This window comes from Paenibacillus camelliae, assembly GCF_023715345.1.
Classification (GTDB): Bacteria; Bacillota; Bacilli; order Paenibacillales; family Paenibacillaceae; genus Pristimantibacillus; species Pristimantibacillus camelliae.
The window spans coordinates 68,386-81,372 of record NZ_JAMBNY010000004.1 but is presented as its reverse complement, the minus strand read 5'-3'; the positions used below and the strand labels follow the sequence as shown (position 1 = coordinate 81,372).

Sequence of the window (12,987 nt, the reverse complement as noted above, 5' to 3'; positions counted from 1 at the left end):
CCTCCTACCTCACCAATTTCTTTCCAAGCTCATGACCAACTAATACGATTGGTATTATCAATAGTCCAATCGGAATACTTAACAAGATTTCTTCCCATGTTACTAATTCCTTTGCAAGTAAACTATGTAGTACATACAAAGTATACGGAAGAACAAAAATCACTGCACTAACTACCCCTGGTGTATACATTCTTAGATACAGGGATTGACCTACATGAGTGAATACGTGCAGTAAAAAGATAGTGTTCATTGATAGGTAGATCAGATAAACTCCTTTCTCCGCAGCGAGATAAGTAAATGGAATGAAGATAATAAATTCAAGTAAAACAGCAAGTGCAAATTGACCGCTTGTAATAGTAAGCATCTTATCTAATCTACGCTTTATTGAAGTGGGTACCACATTCATCACATGTTGTTTGTTTTTCTTAATCCAAGATTCAACCCATATGATTTCCTCTAAATCATGAAGTAAAAAGATCACAATGAACAACCAGATTAATGTTTGTAATGACATCTCTGGCATACTAGATCACACCCATTCAGTCTAATTTACTTATTATGCTTGCTCTTTTGATACTAGATTCTTATATGTTTTAATTGATTCATCCAACGATCGATTTTCTTCTTTACAGCGCTTCTATGATCTGGCTGTAGCTCAATATTGCAGGCTTCTGCTATTAGCTCGATAATTTGTTCTGTAGTTAAGTTGTCTGTCTGGATATGCTGCTCGAATAATTCCTGCGATAAGCTAGCCATACATCTGTCAATTTGCCTCGCTGGCCATGTATTTTTATGATCTCCTCTGCTCCGTAGACGCTTTAATAACGTTTCGCGGCTTGCTAGAAGAGCGAAGTGCTTAACCTCTACTCCGTTTGACCGCAGCTTTGTGATGATTTCATCAAAATACTTAGGATTAACAATGGTCATAGGAACGATAATTATTCCGTCATAATCATTGCATATCGTCTGAAGCATGGAGTAGTTCATCTCACGCCATATTGTATGATCCTGAAAATCACCCTTTAATATTGATTTAGGAGCATTTTTTCTAATAAAATATCCTACATTCTCCGGGTCGTATATAAATGAATTCGGCAGCCTTCTGCTTAACTCGAAGCAAGTCGTTGTCTTTCCCGCTCCAAAAGCACCGTTAATCCAAATGATCAATAGTATCACATCCTGCTGTATTATTTGTATAACATTAGCTGAATAATAGCGTCCTATCGACTACTTACTATCTATCAAATTGTTCTCATCTATTTAATTACAATCAATAAAAATTTAGCTTGACTCATTAACATCAACTGCCTTAATGGCTTCATATGTCATCATCTGTCCAGCTACTGTAGGGCTATTCTTGTAGCAATAATCAGCAGAGATTGTAACCTCTTGATAGCCTAACTCTTTTAGCATGAATTCGAACTCATAGCGACCGTACCAGCTTAGTGGTAAACGCTGCAGCTCAGATTTTATTAGCGATCCATCTCTCCATTTCTCATACTTTAATAAGGACACCATCTTCTGCTCTAGTATGTTACATTCAATACGTTTGTCCTCTAACACAATAACCTCTTGATTGGACGTTTCATACGTTTTCGTAATCGTCATGTCTGTATTAAAGTCACTTGGGATGAAGAGGTCCATAATTAAGCTACCTCCAGGTGACAAGCATGCGTGAAGATGTTGAAGTATTCTCATCGCTTGCTCTCGGCCTTCTATTAATTGGAACGTTCCGCCTGGAATGATAATGGAATCATATTGACTAGTTATATTAAAATCGTGCATCTCACCTTCAATTAAGTGGGGTGAAAGATTCAATTCTTTGCACCTGCTGCGACAGGATTCCAGCATTGGTATTGAATGATCTAAACCATCAACTGCAATTCCTGCTTGCAGTAATGGAATCAGGACCCTACCTGACCCACAACCTACTTCAAGCACCTTCCCTTTAACATGTGAAAGTCGCTCTATATAGTACTTTACATCGCTAGATGTTGGGTTTATCGGTTTGCTAAGGTCATAAACTTCTGTGCAAAGTTCCCCGTATGAGCTGTACATCATGCATTCTCCTTTTTGTATATATAATTAAGCTATTATTTACTTCTTAAGACAAATACTCATATTTCTCTTCTTTCCTTTTTGGAGATAGCCCGATTTTGTTTATTGTCATCACTCCCTAAGCCTATGAAAACGACCGAGCCTCAGATAGCTTTATCTTAGGCTCGGTCGTCGTTTGCATTAGTACGCTTATTCCATTATTATACATTATTTTTCTATTTGTGACAGTCTTTGCTTATTTTCTTAATCAATAATTTAACCTGCACCGAGCAAAATCGTGCCACTCAGCGTCCACATCATAAGGGCAAAGCTAATTCCGCAAACAACTTCAACACCTTGAAATTCCTTTCCTGCCTTTAATTTTTTCAATAGATTAAAGAGGGATGCAATAAACACCATGGCATAGATAGGCATAAATATTAAAGCCGAATACATGATAACAGCTTCCATTTCATTTAACCTCCATTCTCCACGTTTTCTGTGAATACATATAATTTTTATCGCCTACTGCCCACGTTTATAAGCTGTTATTATGTATCTTTTTGAATTCGTTTTTATTCCTTTAGAATGTTGATTATCAGCAATGAATTTTTCAAAAATATCGAAATCTTGCTCTTCAATCCCAAAGGATGGAATGATAGGAGTGTGCTTCAACAAGAAAATTAAGTCTTCAGCTGAGTGGTAATACTCCGTTACATCATATTCATGAACCTCAATATTAATAAACCCAGCTTCTTGAAGTTGATGAACAAACACTTTCTGCTGTGCTCCATTCGCTTCACCATAAGATTGTCCACGGTTAAACGCTTGTTTCAAATTATATTTATCATGCTCGCTGACCTGCTGCGTTATAAACAGACCACTAGGTGCTAATACTCTCGAAACTTCATTGGGATCAAAAGGAGCCTGTCTACAAGACACCATGTCAAACATATGGTCTGGAAACTTTAAATCTGTGCAATCCATTTGAAAGAAACGAAAATTACTATGTTCACTGGCCTTCAAATTTGTATTGGCAGCATGAATCATTTCATATGAACTGTCAATCCCGACCACTAATTGAAATGCTCGACAATGCTCTAATACCTGCTCTCCGCCACCGGTCCCGATATCTAATAACAGCTTTTTCTTAGGAGAATGCTGGGCTGCAAGATGATAAAGGTTAGGCATCTCTCCTTCGACTGTACATTGGACTTTACTAAAATCCCAGCCGTTCTGTTTTCCAACCCTGTCATAAAATGCTTTATAGTTAAAGGTGCTCATTGATCTCTCCCTTGTTACTTACTTTATATCATTAATAGAAATGCCCCTCTTAGATAACTACCATCTTAGAAGGGCATCATGCTAGTTTTGTTTAAAGGATAAGCCAGCTTCTTCTAGTGAAGCCCGCATAATCGGTAGGGATGCGGGTCCAATACCATGCAGCTTAAGGATTTCCTTCTCCGTATATTGGGCCAGTTGCTGCAATGTCTCGACGCCTTCGTTGAGCAATGCGTTTCGTGCAGGTGCACTAAGCTTCGCAAGGAATCCACTTGCATCTATCTTCACTTTATTATCTTTCATTGTCATTCCTACCTCTTCAGTCAAAGTTCAATTAAAAACATCTATGTTTTTACAATCGCTATGCTTTTTACTGCTTTGGTTCTTATATAATATTTCACTTCAATTGCACTATCTTTATTAATATCGTGTATTGGTCTTTCATACAGTCTGAGCTTGTGTGACTTACCATAGTCATCTTCAACAACTAATAAGCTATTGGATAGGGTAATTAATTTCCCAACTATCGTTCTGTAATCCCGCTTCATTAAATCCATCCCTGTATTAAATGCAAGATACATTAGAATGGCAAGAGCAATATAGAGTAGAGTCGTCAGACTTATAACTTTGTAGCCCACATCCATTATAATAATAAACGCCACGCCTAATATCAGTTGAATCATTAATGTAATTAATTTGATCGTTAAATGCTTTTCTGTTTTTCGTTCACTCATTGATTAACTCCTTTAATTAATCTAAGCGAAGTATGGCGTTCTAGTTCTAGTGCTTACTTAATTTTTCAACGGCTTGATCTTTATCGGGCAAAAAGAATAGATCCCGTCCATTGTTACTTTCATAGATGAAATCCTTCAGGCTTTTGCTTTGGTAAGTTGAAAAGTCACCCACAATAGCAAGCTTCGTCTCATAATTTATGAATTTTTGAAGGATCTCTCCTGCGATACGTGTACTTAAGTCAAAGAATTGTTCATCTATTGCTGATTTATCGATAATGATCCGATTAGTTCTCGCTTCATAGCCAACCGTTGCAAGAAGGTCTAATGCTGACTGAACATCAGTAATTAATAATTCATCACTCGTCACTAATGCAATGTCTACCCCATTATGATTAATCTTCGTAATTTTCATCGTCATCCTCCTAATTAGCTTACTTTCATTCAGTACGATATGCGTTAAGTATTGATGCTTTATAATTAGCCCACTCGAAAAAAAATGGACCTATGTTGATGGTAATATTATTCGGCTCTAGCTTAAAGTCTTTCCATATGACATAGTCTTCATGTCTCTCGATAAAAACCGAAATAAAACCGCATTCCTCATCCCCACACCAAGGGCACACAAGTATGGGGTATCTATAGTATAAGTTGGGATGCATTTTGTTTAATACGAAATAATCCTGCATTTGCTTCTGATGCACTTGACTGCCCCACCCTAAAGCTGGAACCATATCATACTTTTTGAGCCTATGATACAGTGATTGACCATCGATAATAAAATCAAAAAACTCTGTGTTTTTATTACCTTCTTGCGCAGGATCATTGCAATCATATCGACTAGAACGTACTGTAGTTAAGTGATTTATATGCTTCATTCTATTCCTCTTTAACTTCTTCCACTATGGATTGCCCCTTGGATTGGTCTTTACATGTCCATTGCCAAGATTCATATAATCTCATGCGGCCATCGGATAATATTTCAGGGATAGATGTACACTCACCCGTCATTAGCTCCCCTGCTTCATTGATATGATGATATCTCATCTCTAGAGTACCTCTTTCATCTACTACTCCAATTAGATGACCAAGTAAGATGCCACCACCTGAATAATCTGCCCAAACGATATGATCTTGCTGCTTGTAATGAAATACAGTTTCTCTTGATACTTCACCGTTACTCGTATTTTCTATCGATACAAATGTTTTATTGTTATAATGAATTGCTTGAATAATGAACACCTCATTTAAGCAAAAATTGGACCGAGCCCCTATATGTTTTCATATCTACCTCGCTTAATCTTACGAAAAATAAATTCCAGTATTCTTATTACTATAAGGTATGTCAGAGACATTAATCCTCCAAGCACCAACATCCATCTTATACTAACGAGTCGAATAGAATGACTTATTAGCAAGCTAATGGTAAGTAAGCTTATGGCTCCTCCTGCAATGTATAGAAGGGCAGCAAATCTTTCTCGACTTAAACGACTCCATTGTAAACCTTCCATCCAACGATCTACAAACAAGGAATATGGTACAGTGATAACTAAAAATACAAAGGTTATCGGTATAAATAAAACTAACAATTCTACTATAAAACTTGTAGAATCAAGATTTGTCTCTGATTGATTTACCGAGTTATTCCCACTCAAAACCACCACTAAGCTAATGATGAATGAAGTCACTAATGCACTTATCATCCTTATCCATACCATAATAATCCCCTTTACAGCCTTTTACCTGTAATTCTTCGATCCAAGTAGTAGTAAGTCTCTACTATTCTAATTTCACCTGATTTCAAATACTCTAATATCTTTGTTGCTTCTTTCACAATAAATTCTCTTTCCTTAAAAAATCCTTCTAAATCATCTGGTTGCTCTAACCGATGATCGTAATCGTAGCATATTGCAGTAAGTGCAATATCCTTGAAAAAATCAAAACCGTTACAGTAATGTTCATATATTTGACGGCAGCATTTTACATATGCGTCTTTATTCTCTAGTAACTCTGTAAGTAGAGCGCACATTGTTTCGTGATCATATGTTGGGGTATCAAGAATCAGCTTTACTTGCTCTTTTATGTGATTAATAGCACTCGTTGTCGTATAATCAATCGCTAGTAAACGCTGATATTCATTCATTCCGATGTAATCTTCCAGTAGCTCTTTATTAGTTGTTATCCAACTCTCAAATTCCCTTGGACCAACATCATCGTTCATAACGCCATGTAAGAAGTCATCTATGTGTCCATTATAATAATACATACGGATATAACCTCCACTTCCCCAGGCACACTCACATTACTATAACTACAGCGTCTACAGCATAAATATGAATTAAAGCCAGCCTGACCACACATCAAATCGATGTCCATTGAGATCATAGAATCTAAAACATTTTCGATTGCCGTCATACATTTTAATATCTGATACCTTTACTCCTCTTTCCTTCAAGGTTTCATAGGTTTCTTCGATATTAGGCGATTTGTATGTAAGGATATACATTTCGAAATCTTCGCCTTCCCAGTGGTCCGTATTATAAGTTAACTTTACATCTTCTTTATTATTGACGTTCACTAGCATAATGTCTGGCCCGTATCCAAGCTCAAAGCAATGCCCATTCCAATCAAACCCAAGCTTCTCTTGATACCACTTTATTGTTTCCTCTTGATTCAACACAGGTAAATAAACGCAATCTATATAACCAACGATATTGGCCATTTCGCCGACCTCCATAGCTTTTATTATTTCTTAATTGGAAAGTGAACATTGAGCATTTTTATAAATGATTCTCCATCACCTCAAGGGCTTTTTCGAATCCATGTCTTTCATAAAAATCAACACTTGTCTCACTTGGCCATACCATTAGAAACGTTAACTGATTCTGCTGCGCCCAGCGATTAAGTTCCTCCATGATTCTACTCCCGAACCCTTGAGAACGATATTCCGGTATGGTATAAACATTCGTAACGTACCCATAAGGGGATCGTTGTCTCCCTGGCCTAGGTATCGTTTCAATAATTTGCAGGAAAACATGTGCTATGATCCTACCTTCTATCTCTGCAACCCAAACCATCCACTGATTAGAAGCGAACATATTTTCAAAAAACTCTCTGCATTCATGTGAAAATGCCTCGTATACACCGGGATCTACTGCCTTGTATTCAGCAGTAAAATCATATCTCAGCTTTATTAGCTGATCGATATCATTCCTATTGCTAGCGCGAATAATCAATCGTACACCTCCATGAAAAAAGCCCACCATCGATAACTAATCTTAGGTGAGCGTCTGCGTTGGTGAGCTTAGGCTTGCTCTATACTCTTCGATGAATGATATATTACTAGCTCTGTGCTTGTTCTACCGTTGTTACTATTAGATAGCTTATTTAATAGTTTTAATAAATGCTACGATTTTCGCTACTTCCTTAAATCCCATTCTTTCATGAAATTGTTGGCTTCCAACGTTATGCAGCTCTGTATCTGAGGCTATTTCTGTACAGCCTAACGATTTTGACCAAATCTCTCCTGCTTCAACGAGCATTTTAGAGATGCCTTTGTTTCTGTAGTTTTCATCTACATAGATTCCTTCAATATATCCAACAGGACTTGTACTCGAGCCTTCGACATAGTCATATCTGAGCGACATATGTATAAACCCGACATAGCGACCTTCAGTGATCGCTAGATAAACAACGTCTTTCTTGGAATCTAACTGTTTCTCAAATTCAGCCCTGAGCGCACTCCATATGTTCTCTGGCCACAGCTTTATCGCTAAGCTGGTTACTTCATCGAGATTTTTCTTATTTGCCTTCTCAATGATCATAATGAACACATCCCTCTATGAAATTAGGGAAACCTTGCAAATCAACATAATTTAGCTTCTTTTCTGAATTTCCTTTACTTCACCATTTTTATATCCGACGATTACCTTCTTCGTCATATCAATAAATAACCCATTATTTACAACCCCCGGTATAAGGTTAATGCTATGATGAAGATTTTCTGGATTTTCTATTTTGGCAAACTTACAGTCAACGATATAATTGCCGTTATCTGTTACGAAAGCTTCGTTGTTCAACTTTCGTAAATCAGGTTCACATCCTAATTGTTGAAGCTTTCTTATCGTTATTTCGTAACCAAATTTTACGATCTCTATGGGTAGCGAAAACTTACCGAGATGCTTTACTACCTTACTCTCATCGACCACAACGATAAACTCTTTCGTTGCTGCAGCCACAATCTTCTCTCGCAATAGCGCTCCTCCGCCACCCTTGATCAGATTAAAGCGATCGTCAACTTCATCAGCACCATCTATTGTGATATCAATTTCGCTAATCTCTGAAAAAGAAATCATTGGAATTCTAAGCTTTTCCGCTAGCTCTTCAGATTGTTTAGATGTAGCAATCGCTCTAACATTAAGACCTTCTTGTATTTTGGAGCCTAGTTTTTGTATTGCCCAATAGGCGGTTGAGCCAGTACCTAAACCTACAATCATATCGTTCTGTATGTAATCAACAGCTCTTTCAGCAGCAATTCTTTTTGCTTCCATCATGTCCTCCCAAGGATATATACGAATCTCCCTTTACGTCTAATGACGTCCCACTTTTCCATTCTAGATCATCTATATTTTTCATAGTTCTATTCCTTTTGATCTAATAAACGATCTATCTTTTCTTCAATTCTTGCTTTTCTCTTTTTTGAATTGATCAACAATACGATCAGCAAAGCAATACTACCTATTACAATTGCTGCGGCGATTAGTGTAATAATTGTACTAGACCAGACGATATCCATTAGTAGCTCACCTCTTTACCTTTTATAGCGATTTTTAATACTGCATCAACAAGCCATAAGACTGCAGCCGCGGTAATGATCGAATACACAAAAATATTGCCGTACTTGAGAACCACCATGATTCCACCAGGTTCGTCGAAAGAAAGCAGAAGAACAATAATTCCCGCTGGAAATAGATGTAACGCTAAACCTATTGATAGGCGTAAAATACTCTGCTTCACCCTCATCACTATGAACTCTGCTAGAATAGAACAAGGCATTCCTATTATTAGACAACCAATTGCGCTGTACATAAAATAGACTAAAAAAGGAGCATATCCATGGACAAACACGAGTATGATCGATAATATTACCGCTGTAATCATGCTAGAGATAAACTTTCTCAATATCCCAATTTTCATGAGTTTTGCCCCCTATCTCGTGCAATCTTGTTGCTTTGTTACGTATATTATGGTCTCTGATACGTAACGCACCCGATATTTATCTTGTTCGATAATGTTTAATCTCGCTTAACTTGCTATCATTTTCTTCTGTTAGGATTGTCATTAAGCCTTCTGGGACCAATTTCCTTTTATCATCTTTATTGATGGTAGCAAGGTCTATCCAGATGGCATTAAATGACTCTTCCCCCTCAGTTCCAATTATCTGTTTTCTAGTGTAGAAGCTTTCATCTATAAAGCCAGCTTCATAGATGAAATTAATATCATGTCCTATACTTGTTCCATAAGGATAAATATTTTCAATGACCGATACTAATATGGGCTCACTAATTTCGGCACTTATCTCTTCTCGTACTTCACGTATTACTGTACTCTTGCTATCTTCTCCGTATTCAATGGTGCCACCTACAGGCCTGTAATAGGTTACATCTAATACTTCATCATACTTTTCAACAAGTAAATATTGATCCTCTCTTCTCACAATGCATAGTGCAACAGCTCTGTACTTCATTGGATTGTCTCCTTTTTTGACAAAACTAAATGTGTAGCCTTTTTAAGGCTATCTGACTTTACTTCTTCACAAAATAAAAATCACTGTTTTCTTTTCAACTTTATGAAAGCAGAGCCTTCTTGGCCAGAGCCAATAAAGTTGATAATCTTACTAGCACATTCATTTGGTTTCAGCGTTTCTGTATTTACTTCTATGTCATAATCGCTGAAGCGGTATACCTTGTCATACTGCGAAATTGCTAGTCCTATGTTCCTATCTCCTCTAAGCTGTTCTCTTCTAACAAGCTCTTCCTTCGAGCATGTTACCCCGACAAATAAAATGGGGTGGTCAGCTAGTAAATCAACACAGGCATTAAAACACTCGTCTTGATCTATCACAGTATCTACGATGACATTCATCCCTAAAGCTGAAAAAAGCTTAATTGTAGAATAATATAAAGAAATCATTGGATTTGTAATGATTTGAGCTACCTTGGGCCCATCCTCTTCTGCTGTCGGTTCAAGATCTGGATAAATTTCGTTTATAAAATCAATATAATTTAGGAACATTCCGTTGCAAAAATCGTCTACTGAAAGATGATAGATCGGAACTTCACTTTGTTTTTTCAATTCAATGGAGATGCTTGTTTTTCCTGAACTCGATGTACCATTGAGGAATACTATTATTCCTTGCTTCAAATGTGTTCCACCCTCTCATACGGACTTCATATGTTCTGCCAGATGTTCCACCATTAATGACAGACCCCCACCTTAGATAGTTTTTATCATTTAGGTGGGGGTCTGTGTTGGCGAGCTTGCTTGTTTTTTTATATACGATCAATCACTATTAATGCCTATACAATTACCTGATACTCCTCCCTATTGTACCATTATATTCCATACTTAAAAAGATCTTGCTTATGTTCTCTAGAAGAACTTTATATTTCTCCGAAATATAGCTCTGTCTCATACTGTAAGGCAACTTTACCGTTTTCCTCATATTGTTCGAATAACCTTTCTAACTCTTGCACCATAAGTCTGTAGTTAGGATGATCAGGCATAGGAGTATAGGAAGAGGACAAAACTCGTCCGAGCAGCCCCTCATACTCCAACAACTGCTGTAACTTAAAAACGGATTTAACCATAGTATTTTCTTTATAGAATGAACGCAATTCATCTTCTGTAATGTTCTTATGATTGACCTCGGCGTAATCGATGCCGTAGTTATGCAATAAGCGTTCTACCCCTTCTAGAAACGGCGTACCCGTCGTTTGACGTGTGTTCCAGATTAAAATAACCTTACCGCCTTCTCTTAGAATCCTCTTAAATTCTAACTTTGTTACATTACGATCGAACCAGTGGAAGGCTTGTGCACATACGATAAAGTCCACGGAATGATTATCCAAGCCTGTCTTTTCTGCTGATCCCGCTACAGCACAAAAGTTTGGTTCATTGCCAAGTAATTGTTTGGAAGCTGCTCTCATTTCCGCATCAGGTTCTACTGCAATAATAGGAGTACCTCTTTCGATGAGTAACTTCGATAACTTCCCCGTACCAGCTCCAATATCAGCTACAGTCGAATTCCTATTGATGTGGACAATATCATATAAGTAATCTATCGCTTCTCTTGGATATGTTGGACGATACTTCACATAATCATTGACCTTGTTTGAGAATGACTGCTTGATGCTCACCACTAGACCTCCTTTTCATTTAGAGTTACGTTCAAAATGTGCTCGTTCATCTTGTTGAGATCTAAATATGTATGTTGGGTAGTTATTTTCTATTGGAGGTATATTATTTTCAGAGAAATACTGCAGTTCTTTCATTTCCTCGTTATCACTGTTTAAATTTCCACCCTTAATGCTACATTCGAACACAATTGTTAAATATTCAACTTTGTGGCCATTTTTATAAATAAAACGATGATCTCTTCCTCCGTAAATCCCATTAATTCGCTCTGGTTCTATAACAAGTCCTGTCTCTTCAAAAGCTTCTCTTACCATTGCTTCTGCGGGCGTCTCTCCAATTTCAATAGCTCCAGCAATTAACCCCCAATTAGATTCATTATGTTTTCTACCGAATAAAATCTCTTTTTCTGCATTCCTTATAATTCCTGCTACAGCTGGCATAAATATTAGTTCGTCACCAATAAGTTCTCTGAGGTCTTTATAATAATCAGACATTCCCACAGATAACACCTCCATGTAACTTATTATTAGGGAGGGATTACATACTTGTTATAACTCCCCATGAATTACTGCTTCGGATTGTCCGTACATTAAGTGGATTCATTGGGTCTTTTAGCCATAAATCTTTCCGCATTTCTTTCAAATCCATATTGTTCATATAACCCGTGTGCATCGGCGGTTCCTAAATATCCAGATAAATCTCTTAATTCTTCACAGTCAATGATTGTTTTTACTAGCTTTTTTCCTATTCCTTTTCCCCTATGCCTTTCGTCAATGATCACATCACATAACCAATACATCGTAGACCAATCTGTAATTACCCGCGCAAAGCCTATCTGCTCACCTGATTGATATACCCCAAAACACAATGAATGTTCTATTGAGTTAACTATCCTCTCTTTACTTCTATGACTAGCCCAATATGATCCTGATAGTAAATCATATATTACATCATAATTTAACAATCTTTTATCGGAGCTAATCATATATTCTTCAGTTATAACTTCCATAAACGAAACCACCTTATACTTAATTTAATGAGAATATCATTTTTATGGTTGCCAAACCTCCCAGACGTTACCGTCAGGGTCAGCGAAAGTTATGTTGGGTCCACTTGTCATCCGTTCGCTTATAATATGGACTCCGTTATCCTTGAAACGATTAATAAGCTCCTCTATCCGTGGAGTGATAAAGCACGCCATTGCATGCGGTTTATCACTGTCGTCCATTGACCAGGTAAAGCGAAGTCGCCCACTCTCTTCATCTGATTGGTGAAGGAACAATGCAGGCACTACTTGCCTTAAACCGGGTATAGGCATATCTCCATTGCGATTAGGAATATTTAGTATAGCCGTGACCATCCCTGGCTCCACTCGTTCTTTGTCTGAAGGCTGGTATCCTAAATTCTCCTGGTACCACTTAATAGACTTGAAAACATCGCTTACCGGAACATAGATACAAGTTACACCGGTAATGTCCTCTAGTCTTTCTCCCACTTTAGCTTCCTCATTTTCACCCATTGT

The 12,987-nt window shown here is 37.4% G+C and carries 23 protein-coding genes; all 23 read right to left on the bottom strand.

The window, feature by feature from the left end; translation table 11 throughout:
- Positions 1–4: 4 nt before the first annotated feature.
- The gene (locus tag M3180_RS09795; RefSeq protein WP_251667217.1) at positions 5–523 is read right to left on the bottom strand and encodes an HXXEE domain-containing protein; all 519 of its coding nucleotides are present in this window, start codon (positions 521–523) and stop codon (positions 5–7) included.
- A gap of 53 nt (positions 524–576) precedes the next feature.
- The gene (locus M3180_RS09790) at positions 577–1,167 is read right to left on the bottom strand and encodes an AAA family ATPase (protein ID WP_251667216.1); all 591 of its coding nucleotides are present in this window, start codon (positions 1,165–1,167) and stop codon (positions 577–579) included.
- A gap of 114 nt (positions 1,168–1,281) precedes the next feature.
- The gene (locus M3180_RS09785; RefSeq protein WP_251667215.1) at positions 1,282–2,061 is read right to left on the bottom strand and encodes a class I SAM-dependent methyltransferase; all 780 of its coding nucleotides are present in this window, start codon (positions 2,059–2,061) and stop codon (positions 1,282–1,284) included.
- 252 nt (positions 2,062–2,313) lie between these two features.
- Positions 2,314–2,508 carry a hypothetical protein gene (locus M3180_RS09780; protein WP_251667214.1) on the bottom strand — a complete coding sequence of 65 codons (195 nt, stop codon included), beginning with the start codon at positions 2,506–2,508 and terminating at the stop codon, positions 2,314–2,316.
- A gap of 54 nt (positions 2,509–2,562) precedes the next feature.
- A complete protein-coding gene (locus tag M3180_RS09775) occupies positions 2,563–3,321 on the bottom strand; it encodes a class I SAM-dependent methyltransferase (protein WP_251667213.1) in 759 nt (252 codons plus the stop codon).
- A gap of 81 nt (positions 3,322–3,402) precedes the next feature.
- On the bottom strand, positions 3,403–3,627 hold the full coding sequence (locus M3180_RS09770) for a DNA-directed RNA polymerase subunit alpha C-terminal domain-containing protein (protein ID WP_432806925.1): 225 nt from the start codon (positions 3,625–3,627) through the stop codon (positions 3,403–3,405).
- A 35-nt stretch (positions 3,628–3,662) separates the two neighbouring features.
- Positions 3,663–4,052, bottom strand: coding sequence for a hypothetical protein (locus M3180_RS09765; protein WP_251667212.1), 390 nt, complete (start codon positions 4,050–4,052; stop codon positions 3,663–3,665).
- Between the two features lie 46 nt (positions 4,053–4,098).
- Positions 4,099–4,464, bottom strand: a complete 366-nt coding sequence (locus tag M3180_RS09760; protein WP_251667211.1) for a DUF4180 domain-containing protein — start codon at positions 4,462–4,464, stop codon at positions 4,099–4,101.
- Positions 4,465–4,489: 25 nt separating this feature from the next.
- The gene (locus tag M3180_RS09755) at positions 4,490–4,927 is read right to left on the bottom strand and encodes an oxidoreductase (RefSeq protein ID WP_251667210.1); all 438 of its coding nucleotides are present in this window, start codon (positions 4,925–4,927) and stop codon (positions 4,490–4,492) included.
- Position 4,928: 1 nt separating this feature from the next.
- The gene (locus M3180_RS09750; RefSeq protein ID WP_251667209.1) at positions 4,929–5,291 is read right to left on the bottom strand and encodes an avidin-fold protein; all 363 of its coding nucleotides are present in this window, start codon (positions 5,289–5,291) and stop codon (positions 4,929–4,931) included.
- A 487-nt stretch (positions 5,292–5,778) separates the two neighbouring features.
- The gene (locus tag M3180_RS09745) at positions 5,779–6,315 is read right to left on the bottom strand and encodes a hypothetical protein (protein WP_251667208.1); all 537 of its coding nucleotides are present in this window, start codon (positions 6,313–6,315) and stop codon (positions 5,779–5,781) included.
- A gap of 72 nt (positions 6,316–6,387) precedes the next feature.
- Complete coding sequence (locus M3180_RS09740) at positions 6,388–6,771, bottom strand: VOC family protein (RefSeq protein ID WP_251667207.1); 384 nt, start codon at positions 6,769–6,771, stop codon at positions 6,388–6,390.
- Positions 6,772–6,829: 58 nt separating this feature from the next.
- Positions 6,830–7,285: a GNAT family N-acetyltransferase gene (locus tag M3180_RS09735; RefSeq protein ID WP_251667206.1), complete on the bottom strand. Its 456-nt coding sequence runs from the start codon at positions 7,283–7,285 to the stop codon at positions 6,830–6,832.
- 147 nt (positions 7,286–7,432) lie between these two features.
- Positions 7,433–7,873, bottom strand: a complete 441-nt coding sequence (aac(6'), locus tag M3180_RS09730) for an aminoglycoside 6'-N-acetyltransferase (RefSeq protein WP_251667205.1) — start codon at positions 7,871–7,873, stop codon at positions 7,433–7,435.
- A gap of 51 nt (positions 7,874–7,924) precedes the next feature.
- Positions 7,925–8,602, bottom strand: a complete 678-nt coding sequence (gene rpiA, locus M3180_RS09725) for a ribose-5-phosphate isomerase RpiA (RefSeq protein WP_349774473.1) — start codon at positions 8,600–8,602, stop codon at positions 7,925–7,927.
- Between the two features lie 86 nt (positions 8,603–8,688).
- On the bottom strand, positions 8,689–8,844 hold the full coding sequence (locus tag M3180_RS09720; RefSeq protein WP_251667204.1) for a hypothetical protein: 156 nt from the start codon (positions 8,842–8,844) through the stop codon (positions 8,689–8,691).
- Positions 8,844–9,245, bottom strand: a complete 402-nt coding sequence (locus tag M3180_RS09715) for a hypothetical protein (RefSeq protein ID WP_251667203.1) — start codon at positions 9,243–9,245, stop codon at positions 8,844–8,846. The genes M3180_RS09720 and M3180_RS09715 overlap by 1 nt, the downstream gene beginning before the upstream one ends.
- 79 nt (positions 9,246–9,324) lie before the next feature.
- Entirely contained in the window at positions 9,325–9,795 is a 471-nt protein-coding gene (locus M3180_RS09710) for an NUDIX hydrolase (RefSeq protein WP_251667202.1), read from the bottom strand.
- Between the two features lie 80 nt (positions 9,796–9,875).
- On the bottom strand, positions 9,876–10,472 hold the full coding sequence (locus tag M3180_RS09705; protein ID WP_251667201.1) for a chloramphenicol phosphotransferase CPT family protein: 597 nt from the start codon (positions 10,470–10,472) through the stop codon (positions 9,876–9,878).
- A gap of 239 nt (positions 10,473–10,711) precedes the next feature.
- A complete protein-coding gene (locus tag M3180_RS09700) occupies positions 10,712–11,467 on the bottom strand; it encodes a class I SAM-dependent methyltransferase (RefSeq protein WP_251667200.1) in 756 nt (251 codons plus the stop codon).
- A 15-nt stretch (positions 11,468–11,482) separates the two neighbouring features.
- Positions 11,483–11,965 carry an NUDIX domain-containing protein gene (locus tag M3180_RS09695; protein ID WP_251667199.1) on the bottom strand — a complete coding sequence of 161 codons (483 nt, stop codon included), beginning with the start codon at positions 11,963–11,965 and terminating at the stop codon, positions 11,483–11,485.
- An 89-nt stretch (positions 11,966–12,054) separates the two neighbouring features.
- Positions 12,055–12,474 carry a GNAT family N-acetyltransferase gene (locus M3180_RS09690; protein WP_251667198.1) on the bottom strand — a complete coding sequence of 140 codons (420 nt, stop codon included), beginning with the start codon at positions 12,472–12,474 and terminating at the stop codon, positions 12,055–12,057.
- 42 nt (positions 12,475–12,516) lie between these two features.
- Entirely contained in the window at positions 12,517–12,984 is a 468-nt protein-coding gene (locus tag M3180_RS09685) for a VOC family protein (protein ID WP_251667197.1), read from the bottom strand.
- Positions 12,985–12,987: the final 3 nt, after the last annotated feature.

Coding starts and splice junctions, on each gene's coding strand:
- M3180_RS09765 (WP_251667212.1), bottom strand. CDS start 4,052: ATGAGTGAACGAAAAACAGAAAAGCATTTAACGATCAAATTAATTACA.
- rpiA (WP_349774473.1), bottom strand. CDS start 8,602: ATGATGGAAGCAAAAAGAATTGCTGCTGAAAGAGCTGTTGATTACATA.
- M3180_RS09740 (WP_251667207.1), bottom strand. CDS start 6,771: ATGGCCAATATCGTTGGTTATATAGATTGCGTTTATTTACCTGTGTTG.
- M3180_RS09770 (WP_432806925.1), bottom strand. CDS start 3,627: ATGACAATGAAAGATAATAAAGTGAAGATAGATGCAAGTGGATTCCTT.
- M3180_RS09720 (WP_251667204.1), bottom strand. CDS start 8,844: ATGGATATCGTCTGGTCTAGTACAATTATTACACTAATCGCCGCAGCA.
- M3180_RS09745 (WP_251667208.1), bottom strand. CDS start 6,315: ATGTATTATTATAATGGACACATAGATGACTTCTTACATGGCGTTATG.
- M3180_RS09755 (WP_251667210.1), bottom strand. CDS start 4,927: ATGAAGCATATAAATCACTTAACTACAGTACGTTCTAGTCGATATGAT.
- M3180_RS09785 (WP_251667215.1), bottom strand. CDS start 2,061: ATGATGTACAGCTCATACGGGGAACTTTGCACAGAAGTTTATGACCTT.
- M3180_RS09775 (WP_251667213.1), bottom strand. CDS start 3,321: ATGAGCACCTTTAACTATAAAGCATTTTATGACAGGGTTGGAAAACAG.
- M3180_RS09795 (WP_251667217.1), bottom strand. CDS start 523: ATGCCAGAGATGTCATTACAAACATTAATCTGGTTGTTCATTGTGATC.
- M3180_RS09685 (WP_251667197.1), bottom strand. CDS start 12,984: ATGGGTGAAAATGAGGAAGCTAAAGTGGGAGAAAGACTAGAGGACATT.
- M3180_RS09715 (WP_251667203.1), bottom strand. CDS start 9,245: ATGAAAATTGGGATATTGAGAAAGTTTATCTCTAGCATGATTACAGCG.
- M3180_RS09690 (WP_251667198.1), bottom strand. CDS start 12,474: ATGGAAGTTATAACTGAAGAATATATGATTAGCTCCGATAAAAGATTG.
- M3180_RS09780 (WP_251667214.1), bottom strand. CDS start 2,508: ATGGAAGCTGTTATCATGTATTCGGCTTTAATATTTATGCCTATCTAT.
- M3180_RS09760 (WP_251667211.1), bottom strand. CDS start 4,464: ATGAAAATTACGAAGATTAATCATAATGGGGTAGACATTGCATTAGTG.
- M3180_RS09710 (WP_251667202.1), bottom strand. CDS start 9,795: ATGAAGTACAGAGCTGTTGCACTATGCATTGTGAGAAGAGAGGATCAA.